Source organism: Variovorax sp. OK212 (genome assembly GCF_900112425.1).
Taxonomy (GTDB): Bacteria; Pseudomonadota; Gammaproteobacteria; order Burkholderiales; family Burkholderiaceae_C; genus Variovorax.
Genome location: NZ_FOLP01000003.1, coordinates 177,324 through 191,467, shown reverse-complemented (window position 1 = coordinate 191,467; position 14,144 = coordinate 177,324). Strand labels below are relative to the sequence as shown.

The 14,144-nt window shown below is 69.0% G+C and carries 15 protein-coding genes; 4 read left to right on the top strand and 11 right to left on the bottom strand.

Annotation, left to right across the window (positions count from 1 at the left end; all coding sequences use genetic code 11):
- Positions 1-45: 45 nt before the first annotated feature.
- From BM004_RS11365 to BM004_RS11320, 11 genes are all read right to left on the bottom strand, one after another.
- On the bottom strand, positions 46-261 hold the full coding sequence (locus tag BM004_RS11365; RefSeq protein WP_007829250.1) for a TOBE domain-containing protein: 216 nt from the start codon (positions 259-261) through the stop codon (positions 46-48).
- 68 nt (positions 262-329) lie between these two features.
- Positions 330-926: a malonic semialdehyde reductase gene (locus BM004_RS11360; RefSeq protein WP_093213309.1), complete on the bottom strand. Its 597-nt coding sequence runs from the start codon at positions 924-926 to the stop codon at positions 330-332.
- A 17-nt stretch (positions 927-943) separates the two neighbouring features.
- Complete coding sequence (locus tag BM004_RS11355) at positions 944-2,233, bottom strand: O-acetylhomoserine aminocarboxypropyltransferase/cysteine synthase family protein (protein WP_093122459.1); 1,290 nt, start codon at positions 2,231-2,233, stop codon at positions 944-946.
- A 37-nt stretch (positions 2,234-2,270) separates the two neighbouring features.
- On the bottom strand, positions 2,271-3,101 hold the full coding sequence (locus BM004_RS11350; RefSeq protein WP_093213307.1) for an ATP-binding cassette domain-containing protein: 831 nt from the start codon (positions 3,099-3,101) through the stop codon (positions 2,271-2,273).
- 4 nt (positions 3,102-3,105) lie between these two features.
- Positions 3,106-4,092: an aliphatic sulfonate ABC transporter substrate-binding protein gene (locus BM004_RS11345; protein ID WP_093213305.1), complete on the bottom strand. Its 987-nt coding sequence runs from the start codon at positions 4,090-4,092 to the stop codon at positions 3,106-3,108.
- A gap of 11 nt (positions 4,093-4,103) precedes the next feature.
- Positions 4,104-4,949: an aliphatic sulfonate ABC transporter permease SsuC gene (gene ssuC / locus BM004_RS11340; RefSeq protein ID WP_093213303.1), complete on the bottom strand. Its 846-nt coding sequence runs from the start codon at positions 4,947-4,949 to the stop codon at positions 4,104-4,106.
- A 9-nt stretch (positions 4,950-4,958) separates the two neighbouring features.
- Positions 4,959-6,128: an FMNH2-dependent alkanesulfonate monooxygenase gene (gene ssuD / locus BM004_RS11335; protein ID WP_093213301.1), complete on the bottom strand. Its 1,170-nt coding sequence runs from the start codon at positions 6,126-6,128 to the stop codon at positions 4,959-4,961.
- A complete protein-coding gene (locus BM004_RS11330) occupies positions 6,128-7,087 on the bottom strand; it encodes a sulfonate ABC transporter substrate-binding protein (RefSeq protein ID WP_093213299.1) in 960 nt (319 codons plus the stop codon). Before BM004_RS11330 ends, ssuD begins: the two co-directional genes overlap by 1 nt.
- 28 nt (positions 7,088-7,115) lie before the next feature.
- Complete coding sequence (locus BM004_RS41395) at positions 7,116-7,259, bottom strand: hypothetical protein (protein ID WP_177206484.1); 144 nt, start codon at positions 7,257-7,259, stop codon at positions 7,116-7,118.
- 121 nt (positions 7,260-7,380) lie between these two features.
- Entirely contained in the window at positions 7,381-7,965 is a 585-nt protein-coding gene (gene ssuE / locus BM004_RS11325) for an NADPH-dependent FMN reductase (protein WP_093122468.1), read from the bottom strand.
- A gap of 95 nt (positions 7,966-8,060) precedes the next feature.
- A complete protein-coding gene (locus BM004_RS11320; RefSeq protein ID WP_093122470.1) occupies positions 8,061-9,110 on the bottom strand; it encodes a sulfate ABC transporter substrate-binding protein in 1,050 nt (349 codons plus the stop codon).
- A 147-nt stretch (positions 9,111-9,257) separates the two neighbouring features.
- Between BM004_RS11320 and BM004_RS11315 the strand changes: the two genes are divergently transcribed.
- The 4 genes from BM004_RS11315 (at position 9,258) to BM004_RS11300 (ending at position 14,130) form a co-directional block, all read left to right on the top strand.
- Positions 9,258-9,533 (top strand): oxidative damage protection protein, encoded by a 276-nt coding sequence (locus tag BM004_RS11315; RefSeq protein ID WP_093122472.1) that lies wholly within the window; start codon positions 9,258-9,260, stop codon positions 9,531-9,533.
- Positions 9,534-9,547: 14 nt separating this feature from the next.
- Entirely contained in the window at positions 9,548-11,368 is a 1,821-nt protein-coding gene (mnmC, locus tag BM004_RS11310; RefSeq protein WP_256219860.1) for an FAD-dependent 5-carboxymethylaminomethyl-2-thiouridine(34) oxidoreductase MnmC1, read from the top strand.
- 90 nt (positions 11,369-11,458) lie between these two features.
- A complete protein-coding gene (locus tag BM004_RS11305; RefSeq protein ID WP_256219859.1) occupies positions 11,459-12,358 on the top strand; it encodes a transglutaminase family protein in 900 nt (299 codons plus the stop codon).
- Positions 12,359-12,582: 224 nt separating this feature from the next.
- Positions 12,583-14,130: an alpha/beta hydrolase family protein gene (locus tag BM004_RS11300; RefSeq protein WP_093213295.1), complete on the top strand. Its 1,548-nt coding sequence runs from the start codon at positions 12,583-12,585 to the stop codon at positions 14,128-14,130.
- The last annotated feature ends 14 nt before the right edge of the window (positions 14,131-14,144 follow it).

Genomic DNA, 14,144 nt, shown 5'->3' with positions numbered 1-14,144 from the left:
CCCGGCGCCAATGCGGCGCCGGGTGTTCGCAAGCCCGAGGGTCCGTCAGAGCTTGGCGATCGAAACCTCGGTGGACTTCACGAGCGCGACCACGTCGGAGCCCACCTTCAGCTGCAGCTCGTCGACCGAGCGCGTGGTGATGACCGAGGTGACGATGCCCCAGGCGGTCTCGACATCGACTTCGGAGACGACGTCGCCGCGGATGATCTCGCGGACCTTGCCCTTGAACTGGTTGCGCACGTTGATGGCTTGAATGGACATGATGGGTTCTCTTTCAGGGTGATGGGGGAAGGAATTCAGGAAAAGCATTCGGGAATGAAAGCGGGGCCTCAGGCGATCTCGGCCACGTCGTCGAACGCCAGCCGCGGCCCGCGCTCGAAGGTGCCGGCGTGGTCGGCCACGCCGAGGTTGACCAGGAAGTTGGCCCGGTAGCGCCCGTCGGCAAAGAAGGCCTTGTCGACCAGGTCGGCGTTGAAGCCCGACTGCGGCCCCGCGTCGAGCCCGAGCGCGCGCGCCGCCAGGATCAGGTAGGCGCCCTGCAGGCTGCTGTTGCGGAATGCCGTGGCCTGCGCGGCCTCGGCGCTCTTCTCGAAGATGGGCTTGGCGTCGTAGGCCGGGAACTGCGTGGGCAGGTGCTCGTAGAAGCGCGTGTCGTGCGCCACGATCACCGTGACGCCGGCCGCCTGCGTCTGCGCGGTGTTGCCCGCGGACACGGCCGGCTTCAGCCGGGCCTTGGCCTCTTCGCTGCGCACGAACACGTAGCGCGCCGGCTGCGCGTTGAACGCGGTCGGGCCCCACTTCACGAGGTCGTAGAGCCTGTGGATCAGCTCGTCGCTCACGGGCACGGGCTTGAACGCGTGCACGGTGCGGGCCTTGCGAAACAGCTGGTCCAGCGCGGCGTCGGGAATGGCTTGCAGTGTGGTCATGGCTTTGGGAAAGTGCTTCAGTTCGACGCCGCGGCCAGGGCCTGGTCGAGGTCGGCGATCAGGTCGTCGATGTGCTCGATGCCGACCGACAGGCGCACCGTGTCCTCGGTCACGCCGGCCCGGGCCAGCTCTTCGGGCGACAGCTGGCGGTGCGTGGTCGAGGCCGGGTGCGTGGCCAGCGAGCGCACGTCGCCGATGTTCACCAGGCGCGTGAAGAGCTTCAGCGCATCGAGGAACTTTGCCCCGCCCTCGCGTCCTGCGCCAATGCCGAAGGTCAGCACGCCGCTGGAACGCCCGCCGAAATACTTCTTCGCCAGCGCGTAGTCCGGGTGGTCTTCCAGCGCGGCGTAGTTCACCCAGTTCACGGCCTTGCTCTTCTTCAGGTGCTGCGCCACCGCCAGCGCGTTGCTGCTGATGCGGTCCATGCGCAGCGCCAGCGTCTCGATGCCCTGCAGGATCAGGAAGGCGTTGAACGGCGAAATGGCCGCGCCCGTGTTGCGCAGCGGCACCACGCGCGCGCGGCCGATGTAGGCGGCCGCACCGAGCGCCTCGGTGTAGACCACGCCGTGGTAGCTCACATCGGGCTCGTTCAGGCGCTTGAAGCGCTGCTTGTGTTCGGCCCACGGGAACTTGCCCGAGTCGACGATGGCGCCGCCAATGCTCGTGCCATGCCCGCCCAGGTACTTGGTGAGCGAGTGCACCACGATGTCGGCGCCATGTTCGATGGGCCGGCTCAGGTAGGGCGAAGGCACGGTGTTGTCGACGATCAGCGGCACGCCGTGGCGGTGCGCGATCTCGGCAATGGCCGCGATGTCGGTCACGTTGCCCGCTGGGTTGCCCAGCGACTCGACGAACACCGCCTTGGTCTTCTCGTCGAACAGCTTCTCGAAGCTGGCCGGGTCGCGGTGGTCCGCGAAGCGCGTGGTGATGCCGAACTGCGGCAGCGTGTGGGCGAACAGGTTGTAGGTGCCGCCATACAGCGCGGTGCTGCTGACGATGTTGTCGCCGGCCTCCGCGATGGTCTGGATGGCATAGGTCACGGCCGCCTGGCCCGAGGCCAGCGCCAGCGCCGCGATGCCGCCTTCCAGCGCGGCCACGCGCTGCTCGAGCACGTCCTGCGTCGGGTTGTTGATGCGGGTGTAGATGTTGCCCGGCACCTTCAGGTCGAACAGGTCGGCGCCGTGCTGCGCGCTGTCGAACGCGTAGGCCACCGTCTGGTAGATGGGCGGCGCCACGGCGCGCGTGGTGGGCTCGGGGGAATAGCCGGCGTGCACCGACAGGGTTTCGAATTTCCAGTTCTGCGACATGCGATTGCCTTTCAGGTTGGCGAAGGAATGAAGGCGCTCAAATCGCCCAGCGCAGCGCGTGCGCGGGGGGGCTGAGCCAGTTGGCGTCGGTGCTCTGCGGGCCGGTGTCGTCCGGCTTCTGCAGCACCCTGTCGAGGATGCGTTTCTCGATGGCCGCGAACGCCGGGTCGCCCTGCGAACGCGGGCGGGCCAGCGCAATGTTCTCGTCGAGCGCGATGCGCCCGTCTTCGATCAGGATCACGCGGTCGGCCAGCGCCACGGCCTCCTGCACGTCGTGCGTCACCAGCAGCGCGGTGAAGCGGTGGCGCTGCCACAGGTTCTCGATGAGCCGGTGCATCTCGATGCGCGTCAACGCGTCCAGCGCGCCCAGCGGCTCGTCGAGCAGCAGCAGCCGCGGGTGGTGCACCAGCGCGCGCGCCAGGGCCACGCGCTGGCGCTGCCCGCCCGACAGACGCGCCGGCCATTCGTTCTCGCGGTCGGCCAGGCCGACCTGCGCGAGCACCTCCTTGCCGCGCGCCTTGGCGTCGCTGGGCAGGCCCAGCGTCACGTTGTCGAGCACGCGGCGCCAGGGCAGCAGGCGCGCCTCCTGGAACATGATGCGGGTGTCGTCGTGCAGGCCGTGCACGGCGCGCCCGTCGGTGTACAGGCCACCGTCGCTCGGCTCCTCGAGCCCCGCGATGAGCCGCAGCAGCGTGCTCTTGCCGCAGCCGCTGCGCCCGACGATGGCGATGAACTGGCCCGGCTCGATGGTCAGGCGAGTGTTGCGCAGCACCTCGCGCGCGCCGTAGCGCTTGTGCAGGCCGCGCGCCTCGAGGCGCACGCCACCGGCGATGGCGGGGGGTTGGATGTCTTTCAGAACGGCACTCATGGTTTCAGGCTCCAGGCTTGAACAGCGCCACATTCAGCGCATCGATTTTTCGGGGCAGCAGCTTCTCGGCGAAGAAGGCGTCGGCGATGCGCTGCTGCTCGCCCAGCACCTCGGGCACCACCGGGCGCACCGCATAGCTGCGGCGGCCGTTGGCCTGCTCGATGGTCGCGGCGTCCAGGCCCCACACGGGCGACAGCAACGCGGCTGCGTCCTTCGGGTTCTGCTTGACCCACTTGCCGGTCTTCTCGAGCTCGGCGTAGACCACGCGCAGCACGTCGGGCCGCGCCTTCGCGAACCTGGTGCTCGCCAGGTAGTAGCGCTGGTACGACGCGATGCCCGCGCCGTCGGCCAGCACGCGCACCTTCGACTGGCCCGGTTGACGTTGGGCGGCGGCCAGGAACGGGTCCCACACCACCCACGCGTCGATCGCGCCCTTCTCGAAGGCGGCGCGGCCATCGGCGGGCGTAAGGTAGGCGGGCACTATGTCCTTGAACGACAGGCCGGCCTTGTCGAGCGCGGCAATCAGCAGGTAGTGCACACCGGCCGCCTTGGCGAAACCGACCTTCTTGCCCTTGAGGTCGGCCACGGTCTTCAGCGGCGAGTCTTCGCGCACCACGATGGCCTGCGCGGCGGGCGACGGTGCTTCCTGTGCAATGAAGGTCAGGTCGGCACCGGCCGCCTGTGCGAACACCGGCACGGTGTCGGCCACGTCGGCGCTGATGTCGAGGTTGTCGAGGTTCAGCGCCTCGAGCAGCGGCAGGCCGCTGGTGAACTCGTGCCAGCTCACGCTCACGTCGAGCGGCGCGAGCTGCTTCTCGAGCGTGCCCTGCACCTTCAGCAAGGCGATCAGCGTGGATGACTTCTGGTAGCCGAGCCGCACGGTCGCCGGCCGCGAGGTGGTGCCTTGTGCGAAGGCGGCCGTGGCACCGGCCGCGCCCAGCGCGCCCAGCATGGCGATGGCCTCGCGTCGGGAAATTCTGGAATGCGTCATGTCCCCTGCCCTCACTTCGTCTTCTTCTGGTAGCCCGGATGCCACCGCAGCCACCATTGCTCCAGGCCGCGCGCGAACAGGTCGGCCAGCTTGCCGAGCAGCGCGTACAGCAGGATGCCCACCAGCACGATGTCGGTCTGCAGGAATTCGCGGGCGTTCATCGTGAGGTAGCCGATGCCGGCCTGCGCCGAAATGGTCTCGGCCACGATCAGGATCACCCACATCAGCCCGAGCGAGAAACGCAGGCCCACCAGGATCGACGACAGCGCGCCCGGCAGGATGACTTCACGGTACAGCTGCCAGCGCGACAGGCCGTAGGTGCGGCCCATCTCGATGAGCTGCGGGTCGACGTTGCGGATGCCGTGGAAGGTGTTCAGGTAGATCGGGAAGAACACCGACACCGAGATCAAGAACAGCTTGGCCGACTCGTCGATGCCGAACCACAGGATGACCAGCGGGATCAGCGCGAGCGCGGGAATGTTGCGCACCATCTGGATGGTGGAGTCGAGCAGCGTCTCGGCGAACTTCACCGAGCCCGTGAGCAGGCCCAGCAAGAGCCCCGCCCCGCCGCCGATGGCCAGGCCCGCGAGCGCACGGCCCGCGCTGACCTTCACGTGCGTCCACAGTTCGCCGGAGGCCGTGAGCGTCCACGCGGCCTTGACCACGTCGACCGGCGCCGGCAGCACGCGCGTGCTGAGCCAGCCCAGCGACGACGCGATCTGCCAGAACACGATGAGCCCGACGGGCACGAGCCACGGCACCAGCCGTCCCAGCACGTTGAGCGCGAAATTCTTCAGCGCATGCCCTTCACTCACGGCGGGCACACCGGCTGGCAAGTCTTGAACTTGTTCGGTCATGACGATCCTTCAGCTTTGGGAAACGAGGCGCGAAGGCGCATCGAGATTTGCCACGACCTCGCCGAACGGCCCGCTCAGCGAGCCACCGGCCAGTTGCGTTTTCGCCTTGCACGAAAGCAGCGGGAACACCAGCTCGGCGAAGCGGTAGGCCTCTTCGAGGTGCGGGTAGCCCGACAGGATGAACTTGTCGAGACCCAGCGCCGCGTATTCCTCGATGCGCGCCGCCACGGTCTTCGCATCGCCCACCAGCGCGGTGCCGGCGCCGCCGCGCACCAGGCCCACGCCGGCCCAGAGGTTGGGCGCGATCTCGAGTTCGGCGCGCGAGCGCCTGGCGCCGCCCGCATGCAGCGCGGCCATGCGGCGCTGGCCTTCGGAGTCCATGCGCGCGAAGGCAGCCTGGGCGCGGATGACGGTGTCGTCGTCGACCCGGCTGATGAGTTCTTCGGCGGCCTTCCACGCGGCGTCTTCGGTCTCGCGCACGATCACGTGCAGCCGGATGCCGAACGCCACCTTGCGGCCCTTGCGCTCGGCGCGGGCGCGCACGTCGGCGATCTTCTTGGCCACTTCGGCGGGCGGCTCGCCCCAGGTGAGGTACGCGTCGACCTGCCCGGCGGCCAGCTCGTGCGCCGGGGCCGAGGAGCCGCCGAACCACACGGGCGGGTACGGCTTCTGCACCGGCGGGTACAGCAGCTTGGCGCCCTTCACGCTCAGGTGCTTGCCGTCGTAGTCGAAGGCCTGGCCGTCATGGCTGCGCGCGAGGATCTCGCGCCAGATGCGGATGAACTCGTCCGATTGCTCGTAGCGCGAGGCATGGTCCAGGTACACGCCGTCGCCTTCGAGCTCGGTCTGGTCGCCGCCGGTCACCAGGTTCACCAGCAGGCGCCCGCCCGAAAGGCGGTCGAAGGTCGCGGCCATGCGCGCGGCCAAGCTGGGCTGGTGCAGGCCGGGGCGCACCGCAACCAGGAACTTGAGCTTCCGGGTGGAGCCGATCAGGCTGGACGCGATGACCCACGGGTCTTCGCACGAGCGGCCCGTGGGAATGAGCACGCCTTCGTAGCCGAGGTTGTCGGCCGCGCCGGCAATCTGCTGCAGGTAGGCCAGGTCGACGGGGCGCGAGCCTTCGCTCGTGCCGAGGTAGCGGCTGTCGCCGTGCGTGGGAAGGAACCAGAAGATCTGCATCACGCGACTCCCGCGCCGGCGGCGTCGAGCACGTTGATCCTCTTCGGGATCAGCTTGAGTTCGAAGAAGGTGTCGGCGATCTTCTGCTGCTCGGCCAGGATGGCCTTGGTGATCGGCGTGGTGCCGTAGGCGGAGCGGTTCACCGACAGCTCGGCCACCGGCTTCGGCAGGCCCCAGAGCGTGGCGAGCTCGCCGGCCAGTTCACCCTTGTTGGCGGCGCCCCAGACGTCGATCCTGTTGATTTCCTCGATCGCGATGGCCAGCACGTCGGCGTTCTTGGCCACGTAGTCGAGCGAAGAGAAGTAGTACGCGCGATTGCCGACCACGCCGGTGGCGTCGGCCAGCACGCGCGCGTCGAGCGTCTTTTCGGCCGCGGCCAGGAACGGGTCCCAGATGACCCAGGCGTCGACCGAGCCCTTTTCGAAGGCGGCGCGCGCATCGGCCGGCGGCAGGTAGACCAGGTTCAGGTCGGCATACGAGAGGCCGTGCTTCTCGAACAGCTTGACGATGAAGTAATGGACGTTCGAGCCCTTGTTGAGCGCGATCTTCCTGCCCTTGAGTTCCGCCACGGTCTTGATGGCCGAGGCCTTGGGCACCAGCACGGCCTCCGACTGCGGGCGCGCCACGGTCGCCCCCACGTAGGCCAGCGGCGCACCGGCGGCCTGCGCGAAGATGGGCGGCGCTTCGCCCACGTCGCCGAAGTCGATGGAGCCCACGTTCAGTGCCTCGAGCTGCACCGGGCCGGCCGTGAACTCGGTCCATTTCACCGTGACGCCGAGCGGCGCCAGGCGCTTCTCCAGCGTGCCGCGGCCCTTGAGCAGCGTGAGGTAGCCCTTCTGGTTGCCGATGCGCAACTGGCGCGCCGGCGCCTGCGCCAATGCGGCGAACGACGGCAGCGCAACGGCGGCGGCCACGCCCTGGATCAGGCGGCGGCGCGGGGTGGAAATCTGGTGTGTCATGGCAAGGCTCGCTGGGTGTGCGCCGCGCTCAGGCGGCGGCGATGAAGCTGACGATCAGCGCGATGGCGCTGACCACGATGGCGCTCACGGCGAGATCGCCGAGCGCGTGCCAGAGGGAACGCGGCGCGGTGCCGATGTCGAGCACGGCGTCTTCGGTGGCAACGGGATTCATGCGGGGATTCCTGGGTGCAGAACTTCGGGCAAAACTGTCCCCCGGCCGCGCACGGGCGGCTTCAAGAAACGGGGGAAGGGAATGGGTCTGGCGTGGCTGGGTTCGGCGACGAACCCCGCGTTCAGACGCTACATCGCACGCGAGAGAACGGCACCGGCTCGAAGCCGTGGGTGGCGGGCAGCTTCAGGCCTTCGGTGGCCAGCACCTCGACCGCTTCGTTGAGCCGCTCGGCCAGGTCGGGGTGCACCTGGTAGGCGTTCTCGGGCGTGAGCGTGATCTGCGAATCGCTGGCGTACACGCCCGGCAGGATGTGGCGCGCCGCCAGCGACTGCAGCACGGGCCGCAGCGCGTAGTCGAGCGCCAGCATGTGGTGCGGGCTGCCGCCGGTGGCCAGCGGCAGCACCGTCTTGCCCTTGAGCGCGTTCTGCGCCAGCAGATCGAGAAAGACCTTGAGCACGCCGCTGTAGGCCGCCTTGTAGACCGGCGTGGCCACCACGATCACGCGGGCCTCGGTCACCCTGGCAATCGCGTTCACGATGGCCGGATGGTTCCAGTCGGCCAGCAGCAGCGCCTGCGCGGGCAGGTCGCGGATGGCGAGGCGCTCGATGCGCGCCTTGCGCTGGGCCAGCCGCTCGCCCACCGCTTCGAGCAATGCGGTGGAACGGGAGGGGGCCGAAGGGCTGCCGGCAATCAGGAGAACGGACACGGGAGACTTTCTGTTTGCTTCGGAAATTCAGGCCGAGCCGGGCCACGGCACCCGCGCAACGGGTGCCCTGCACTGCCGGCCTGCTGGCGGTTGGCTTACTTTTGCTTGGGCGCGTAGATCTGGTCGAAGGAGCCGCCGTCGGCGAAGTGCTCCTTGTCGGCCTTGGCCCAGCCGCCGAAGGCCTGGTCGATGGTGACCAGCGTCAGCTTGGGGAACTGCTTGTCGTACTTGGCCTTGGCCTTGTCCGAGGTCGGGCGGTAGAAGTTGCGACCGGCGATGTCCTGGCCTTCGTCGGAGTACAGGTACTGCAGGTACTCCTCGGCCACGGCGCGCGTGCCCTTCTTGTCGACCACCTTGTCGACCACCGCCACGCTGGGCTCGGCCAGGATGGAGATCGACGGCACCACGATCTCGAACTTCTCGGGGCCGAATTCCTTCAGCGCCAGGAAGGCTTCGTTCTCCCAGGCCAGCAGCACGTCGCCCACGCCGCGCTGCACGAAGGTGATGGTCGCGCCGCGCGCGCCGGTGTCGAGCACCGGCACGTTCTTGAACAGGTTGCCGATGTATTCCTTGGCCTTGGCGTCGCCACCGTACTTGCGCTTGGCGAACTCCCACGCGGCCAGGTAGTTCCAGCGCGCGCCGCCCGAGGTCTTGGGGTTGGGCGTGATCACCTGCACGCCGGGCTTGACCAGGTCGTCCCAGTCCTTCAGGCCCTTGGGGTTGCCCTTCTTCACCAGGAACACGATGGTCGAGGTGTAGGGGGCGGAGTTGTGCGGCAGGCGCTTCTGCCAGTCGGGCTTGACCAGGCCGCCGTGCGTGACCAGCGCGTCGATGTCGCCGCCCAGGGCCAGGGTGGCCACGTCGGAGTCGATGCCGTCGATGATCGAGCGGGCCTGCTTGCCCGAGCCGCCGTGCGACTGCTTCACCGACACGTCCTGGCCGGTCTTGGCCTTCCAGTGCTTGGCGAAGGCCTGGTTGTAGTCCACGTACAGCTCGCGGGTCGGGTCATAGGACACGTTCAGCAGCGTCACCGGGCCCTTGGCCGCCGCCGCGGCCTGGGCAAACGCCGGCAATGCCGACAGGGCAAATGCACCGGCCACGCCGGCACCCAGGGAAAGCTTGATAAAGTCGCGGCGAATGCTCATGGTGTCTTGCTCTAAAAAGGCATATCAATGAAGCTGCGTATTCTCAATACGACATATAGAAACTGGAACGACCAAGTTCTCAGTTCTAAATAGCTAAATCAACTAAGCAACCGCTTTCCCCACTTTTCCCGTTCAAAGGCAATCGAAATGGCACGCATGGTTCAGTGCATCAAGCTCGGCAAAGAGGCCGAAGGGCTCGACTTCCCGCCCTACCCAGGCGAGCTGGGCAAACGCCTCTGGGAAAACGTCAGCAAGGAAGCCTGGGCCGCCTGGCTCAAGCAACAGACCATGCTGGTCAATGAAAACCGCCTCAACCTGGCCGACCTGCGCGCCCGCCAGTACCTGGCGCGCCAGATGGAAAAGCACTTCTTCGGCGAAGGCGCCGACGTCGCCCAGGGCTACGTGCCGCCCCCGGCCGCCTGAGCACCCTCCCCGCCGTGGCCGCCGAGCTGGCGCAAGCTCGCCATGTGTTCCTGAGCGGCCGCGGGTTGCCCCAGGCGTGGGCCGGACAGCCGCAATGGCTGATTCTCGAAACCGGCTTCGGCCTGGGTCTTCATTTCCTGACAGCGTGGCACGCGTGGCGCTCGGACCCCGAGCGGCCGCGCATGCTGCATTACGTCTCGACCGAAGCGCGCCCGGTCTCGGCTGAGGAGCTGCTGCGCGCGGCACAGGCCCACCCCGGCCCACCCGGCCAACCCGGCCTGGCGTCCCTCGCCGGAAAGCTGGCCGCGCAATGGCACGGGCTGCTGCCCGGCTTTCACCGGCTCGCGTTCGACGACGGGCGCGTGCTGCTCACCCTGTGCATCGGCGATGCGCAGGCGATGCTGCGCGCGCAGCGCTTCGAGGCGGACAGCCTCTTTCTGGACGACTTCGGCCCGCGGGAAGACCCGGCCCTGTGGTCGCCTGACGCACTCAAGGCCGTGTCCCGTTTTGCGCGGCAAGGCACGGCCATTGCCAGCTGGAACACGGCGCAGCCGGTGCGCGACGCGCTCCGGCAGTGCGGTTTCATGCTCGAGGAACGCGACGACGGCCTGCGCGGCGTGTTCGCGCCCGCCTGGACGGTGCGGCGCCGCGGGCCCGCCCCCGAGCGCATCGACACGCCGGGCCGCTGCGCGGTCATCGGTGCCGGGCTGGCGGGCGCGGCCGTGGCGGCCAGCCTCGCGCGGCGCGGCTGGCAAGTGACGGTGCTCGACGCGGCCGACCGGCCAGCCGCTGGCGCCTCCGGGCTGCCCGTGGGCATGCTCGCGCCGCACGTGTCGCCCGACGATGCATTGCTGTCGCGGCTCACGCGCGCCGGCATCCGCGCGACGTGGAGCGAGCTGGTGCGGCTGCTGGAAGAAGGCCGCGACTGGCGCGCCAGCGGCGTGCTCGAGCGCCGGCCCGACGGCGACACGCGCGTGCCTGCCGGCTGGAGCGTCGACGGGCCGAATGAGTCGTGGCCTGCGAATGCCGAGCAGTTGGCGGCCGTCGGCCTGCCCGGCGACACGCCCGCGCTCTGGCATGCGCGCGCGGCCTGGGTGAAGCCGCACCAGCTGATCGCCGCGTGGCTGCGGCAACCCGGCGTCGAGTTTCGCGGCGGCTGCCATGTGGCGCGCCTCGAGCCTCATGCGGGCGGCTGGCAGCTGTTCGACGCAGAGGGTGAATGGCTGGCCGATGCCGACCGCGTGGTCGTCTGCGCCGGATTCGAATCGGGCCGCTTCGCACCCGCGCTGCCCTTGCAGCCCGTGCGCGGCCAGGTCGCCTGGGGGCCTGTGCCTGACCACACGGCCTTGCCCACCCTGACCACCCTTCCCACCACGCCGATCAACGGCGACGGCCACCTCGTCGCGCAGGTGCCCGTGCCGCACGGCCCGCCGATCTGGCTGGCAGGCGCCACCTTCGACCGCGACAGCACCACGCTCGAGCCCACCGAAGCGGACAGCCTGGCGAACCGCGATCGGCTCGCCCGCCTGCACCCGGCCGCAGCCGCCGCGCTGGCCGGCACGTTCGAACGCGGCGAGGTCCACGCATGGGTCGGCGTGCGCTGCGCGTCCGGCGACCGGCGCCCGCTGGTCGGGCCGATCGGCCCCCTCGGCCCCCTCGGCCCCATCGGCGCGATCGGCGCGCCAGCCGCCGGCCTCTGGGCCTGCACCGCGCTGGGCTCGCGCGGCCTGAGCTTCGCCGCGCTGTGCGCCGAACTGCTGGCCGCGCAATGGCATGCGGAGCCGCTGCCGCTGCCAGCCACGCTGGCCAAGGCGCTCGGTACGCAGCGCATCTAGCCAGGGCAGCGTCCTGCTCGCCTGGCCTGCCCGAAGGCGCCGAGCAGCTGGTCGAGCCGGCTGTCGCCTTAGACGCGCAAAATGCGGCGCATGGCCACCCAGTACGACATCAAGCACACCACCGTCTATCGCTACAACAAGCCGGTCACCTTCGGCTTGCACCGCGTGATGTTCCGTCCGCGCGACAGCCACGACCTGCGCGTGCTCGCCACCGACCTGCAGGTGAGCCCGCAGGCCTTCACCCGCCTGATCCAAGACCCGCACTCCAACTCCGTGGCGCTGGTGCAGCCCATGGGCGAGGCGACCGAGCTGCGCATCGTCTGCTCGTTCACCATCGAGCACGTGCCGGCGCAGCAGGACCAGCTCGCGCTCGACCCGGCCGCCGAGTTCCTGCCCTTCGCCTACACGCTGCAAGAGCGCCTGGACCTGGAGCACTACCTGCGCCCGCACCACGACGACGACAGCCAGGGCACGCTGATCCGCTGGGCCCACCAGTTCCTGCACGCCGACAAGCCCAACAGCACGCGCGAGGTGCTCACGCGCATGAACGCGCACATCGGCCAGAGCCTGGAGTACAAGGCGCGTGACGAGGAAGGCACGCAGACGCCGCTGCAGACGCTCACGCTCGGCAGCGGCAGCTGCCGCGACTACGCGCTGCTGATGATGGAAGCCACGCGCCGCCTGGGCATCGCGACGCGCTTCGTCTCGGGCTACATCTACGACGCGGCGCTCGACATCGCCGCGCCGGCGCAGGGCGAGTCGATGACCGGCGCCGGCACCACGCACGCCTGGCTGCAGGCCTACCTGCCTGGCGTGGGCTGGCTCGCCTTCGACCCGACCAACAACCTGATGGGCAGCGGCCAGCTCATCCGCGTGGGCGTCACGCGCGACCCGGCGCAGGCAGCGCCCATCTCGGGCAGCTGGTACGGCGACGCGGAGGCCTACGAAGGCCTGGAGGCGTCGGTGGTGGTCACGCGCCGCAAGGACTGACCCGCTGGCGCCTGCTGCGGCGCGCTGGCGGCAGCGATGCCGCGTGCCGGTGCCTGCTGTCGCGCAGGCGATAGCCGCTGCGGGTAACCCCGCAGCTACACATTTCGCAACACCCCTACGCTGCGCCGCCGGCTCGGTGAAATAGCACGGTCGTTCTGTATGACCGGGGGTGCAGTGCTGCGCCGGTTTTTCTTCCCAAGACCCACAAGAACGGAGAGAGACACATGCATTCAGCGCGCCTGACACTCATTGCCCTGGCAGCCAGCCTCGTCGTCGCATCCTGCGGCGGCGGCGGCGGTGGCGGCAACAGCGGCTTCTCGTTCACGCCGGTGGCCGAGGTGCCACCCGCACCCCCCGCCCCGCCGCCGGCCGTCGCCCCGCCGCCCGGCCCCGTCGCGGAAGAAACCCGCCTGCAGGACAGCCGCAACTCGTTCGCGCCGGCCGACCCCACGGCCACCACCTTCGCCGCGCTGGCCGCCGACGCGAGCGACACCGTCGACAACAGCACCACCAGCCGCTGGGCCGGCATGCTGGGCGGCGCGCAGTACCACATCGAGGTGCCGCAGAACTGGAACGGCAAGCTGGTGATGTACGCCCACGGCTATGCGGGCGAAGGCAACAAGCTGGAGGTGAGCGACCCGTCGATCCGCCGCCACTTCATCCAGCTGGGCTATGCCTGGGCCGCTTCGAGCTACAGCAAGAACTTCTACGACGTGCGCGCGGGCGTGGAAGACACCAACGCGCTGGCCCTGCAGTTCAACGCCATCGCCAAGGCCAACGGCCGCGATGTGGCCGTGCCTTCGAAGATCTTCATCACCGGCCATTCGATGGGCGGCCACATCACGGCGGCGGCCATCGAGGACGAGACCTACGCCACCGCCAACCACAAGGTCAAGTACAACGGCGCGGTGCCGATGTGCGGCGTGGTGGGCGACACCGAGCTGTTCGACTACTTCGCTGGCGCGCAGGTGGCCGCGCAGGCCCTGGCCGGGCAGGCCAGCTACCCGACGCCGAAGTGGGTGGACATCGCCGCGCAGGTGGGCGGCGTGCTCTTCAACGACTTCACGACCTCGCCGGTTCCGAACATCGACACCACGGTCATCGGCGCCCGGTACGCCTCGGTGATCGAGAACCTCACCGGCGGCGAGCGCCCGATGTTCCCGCTGGGCTTCAAGAGCGGCGGTTCCTTTGCCGCCGTGTGGGGCGTGTTCGGCAGCGACGGCACGGTCAACGGCATCCTCAACAAGAGCACGCTGGACACCAACCGCTTCGCCTACAAGATCAGCGGCGACATCCCGCGCTCCGACACGCTCAACGCCGATGCGCAGAAGCTCACGGCCGCGGTCGACGCGAACCGCCTGCGCACCGACGGCCTGCGCTGGATTCCCAAGGTCAACGGCGAATTCAAGATTCCGGTGGTCACGCTGCACACGCTCGGCGACCTGTACGTGCCGTTCAGCATGGAACAGATCTACAACAAGCGCGCGGCGGCCAAGGGCAACGGCGGCTGGCTGGTGCAGCGCGCCATTCGTGGCATCACGCACTGCGACTTCACCATCAAGGAGCAGGAAGAGGCCTTCGACGACATGGTCGCGTGGGAGCACGACAGCGCCGCGAAACCGGCGGGCGACGACGTGATCACGCCGGCCACGGTGAAGGACCCCGACTACGGCTGCACGTTCACACGCCCGCTCGGCACGCTGGATGAAAGCAACACCAGCAAGGCCACGCGGCCGGTCGGGGCGGCATTGAGCCCTTGCGCGCCCATCTGACGCCCATCTGAGCC

Bases quoted from the DNA above. Each gene is read 5' to 3' on its own strand.
- BM004_RS11345 (WP_093213305.1), bottom strand. From the start codon at position 4,092: ATGACGCATTCCAGAATTTCCCGACGCGAGGCCATCGCCATGCTGGGC.
- BM004_RS11330 (WP_093213299.1), bottom strand. From the start codon at position 7,087: ATGACACACCAGATTTCCACCCCGCGCCGCCGCCTGATCCAGGGCGTG.
- ssuD (WP_093213301.1), bottom strand. From the start codon at position 6,128: ATGCAGATCTTCTGGTTCCTTCCCACGCACGGCGACAGCCGCTACCTC.
- BM004_RS11305 (WP_256219859.1), top strand. From the start codon at position 11,459: ATGGCCACCCAGTACGACATCAAGCACACCACCGTCTATCGCTACAAC.
- BM004_RS11350 (WP_093213307.1), bottom strand. From the start codon at position 3,101: ATGAGTGCCGTTCTGAAAGACATCCAACCCCCCGCCATCGCCGGTGGC.
- BM004_RS11315 (WP_093122472.1), top strand. From the start codon at position 9,258: ATGGCACGCATGGTTCAGTGCATCAAGCTCGGCAAAGAGGCCGAAGGG.
- ssuC (WP_093213303.1), bottom strand. From the start codon at position 4,949: ATGACCGAACAAGTTCAAGACTTGCCAGCCGGTGTGCCCGCCGTGAGT.
- BM004_RS11355 (WP_093122459.1), bottom strand. From the start codon at position 2,233: ATGTCGCAGAACTGGAAATTCGAAACCCTGTCGGTGCACGCCGGCTAT.
- BM004_RS41395 (WP_177206484.1), bottom strand. From the start codon at position 7,259: ATGAATCCCGTTGCCACCGAAGACGCCGTGCTCGACATCGGCACCGCG.
- BM004_RS11320 (WP_093122470.1), bottom strand. From the start codon at position 9,110: ATGAGCATTCGCCGCGACTTTATCAAGCTTTCCCTGGGTGCCGGCGTG.
- BM004_RS11365 (WP_007829250.1), bottom strand. From the start codon at position 261: ATGTCCATTCAAGCCATCAACGTGCGCAACCAGTTCAAGGGCAAGGTC.
- BM004_RS11300 (WP_093213295.1), top strand. From the start codon at position 12,583: ATGCATTCAGCGCGCCTGACACTCATTGCCCTGGCAGCCAGCCTCGTC.
- BM004_RS11360 (WP_093213309.1), bottom strand. From the start codon at position 926: ATGACCACACTGCAAGCCATTCCCGACGCCGCGCTGGACCAGCTGTTT.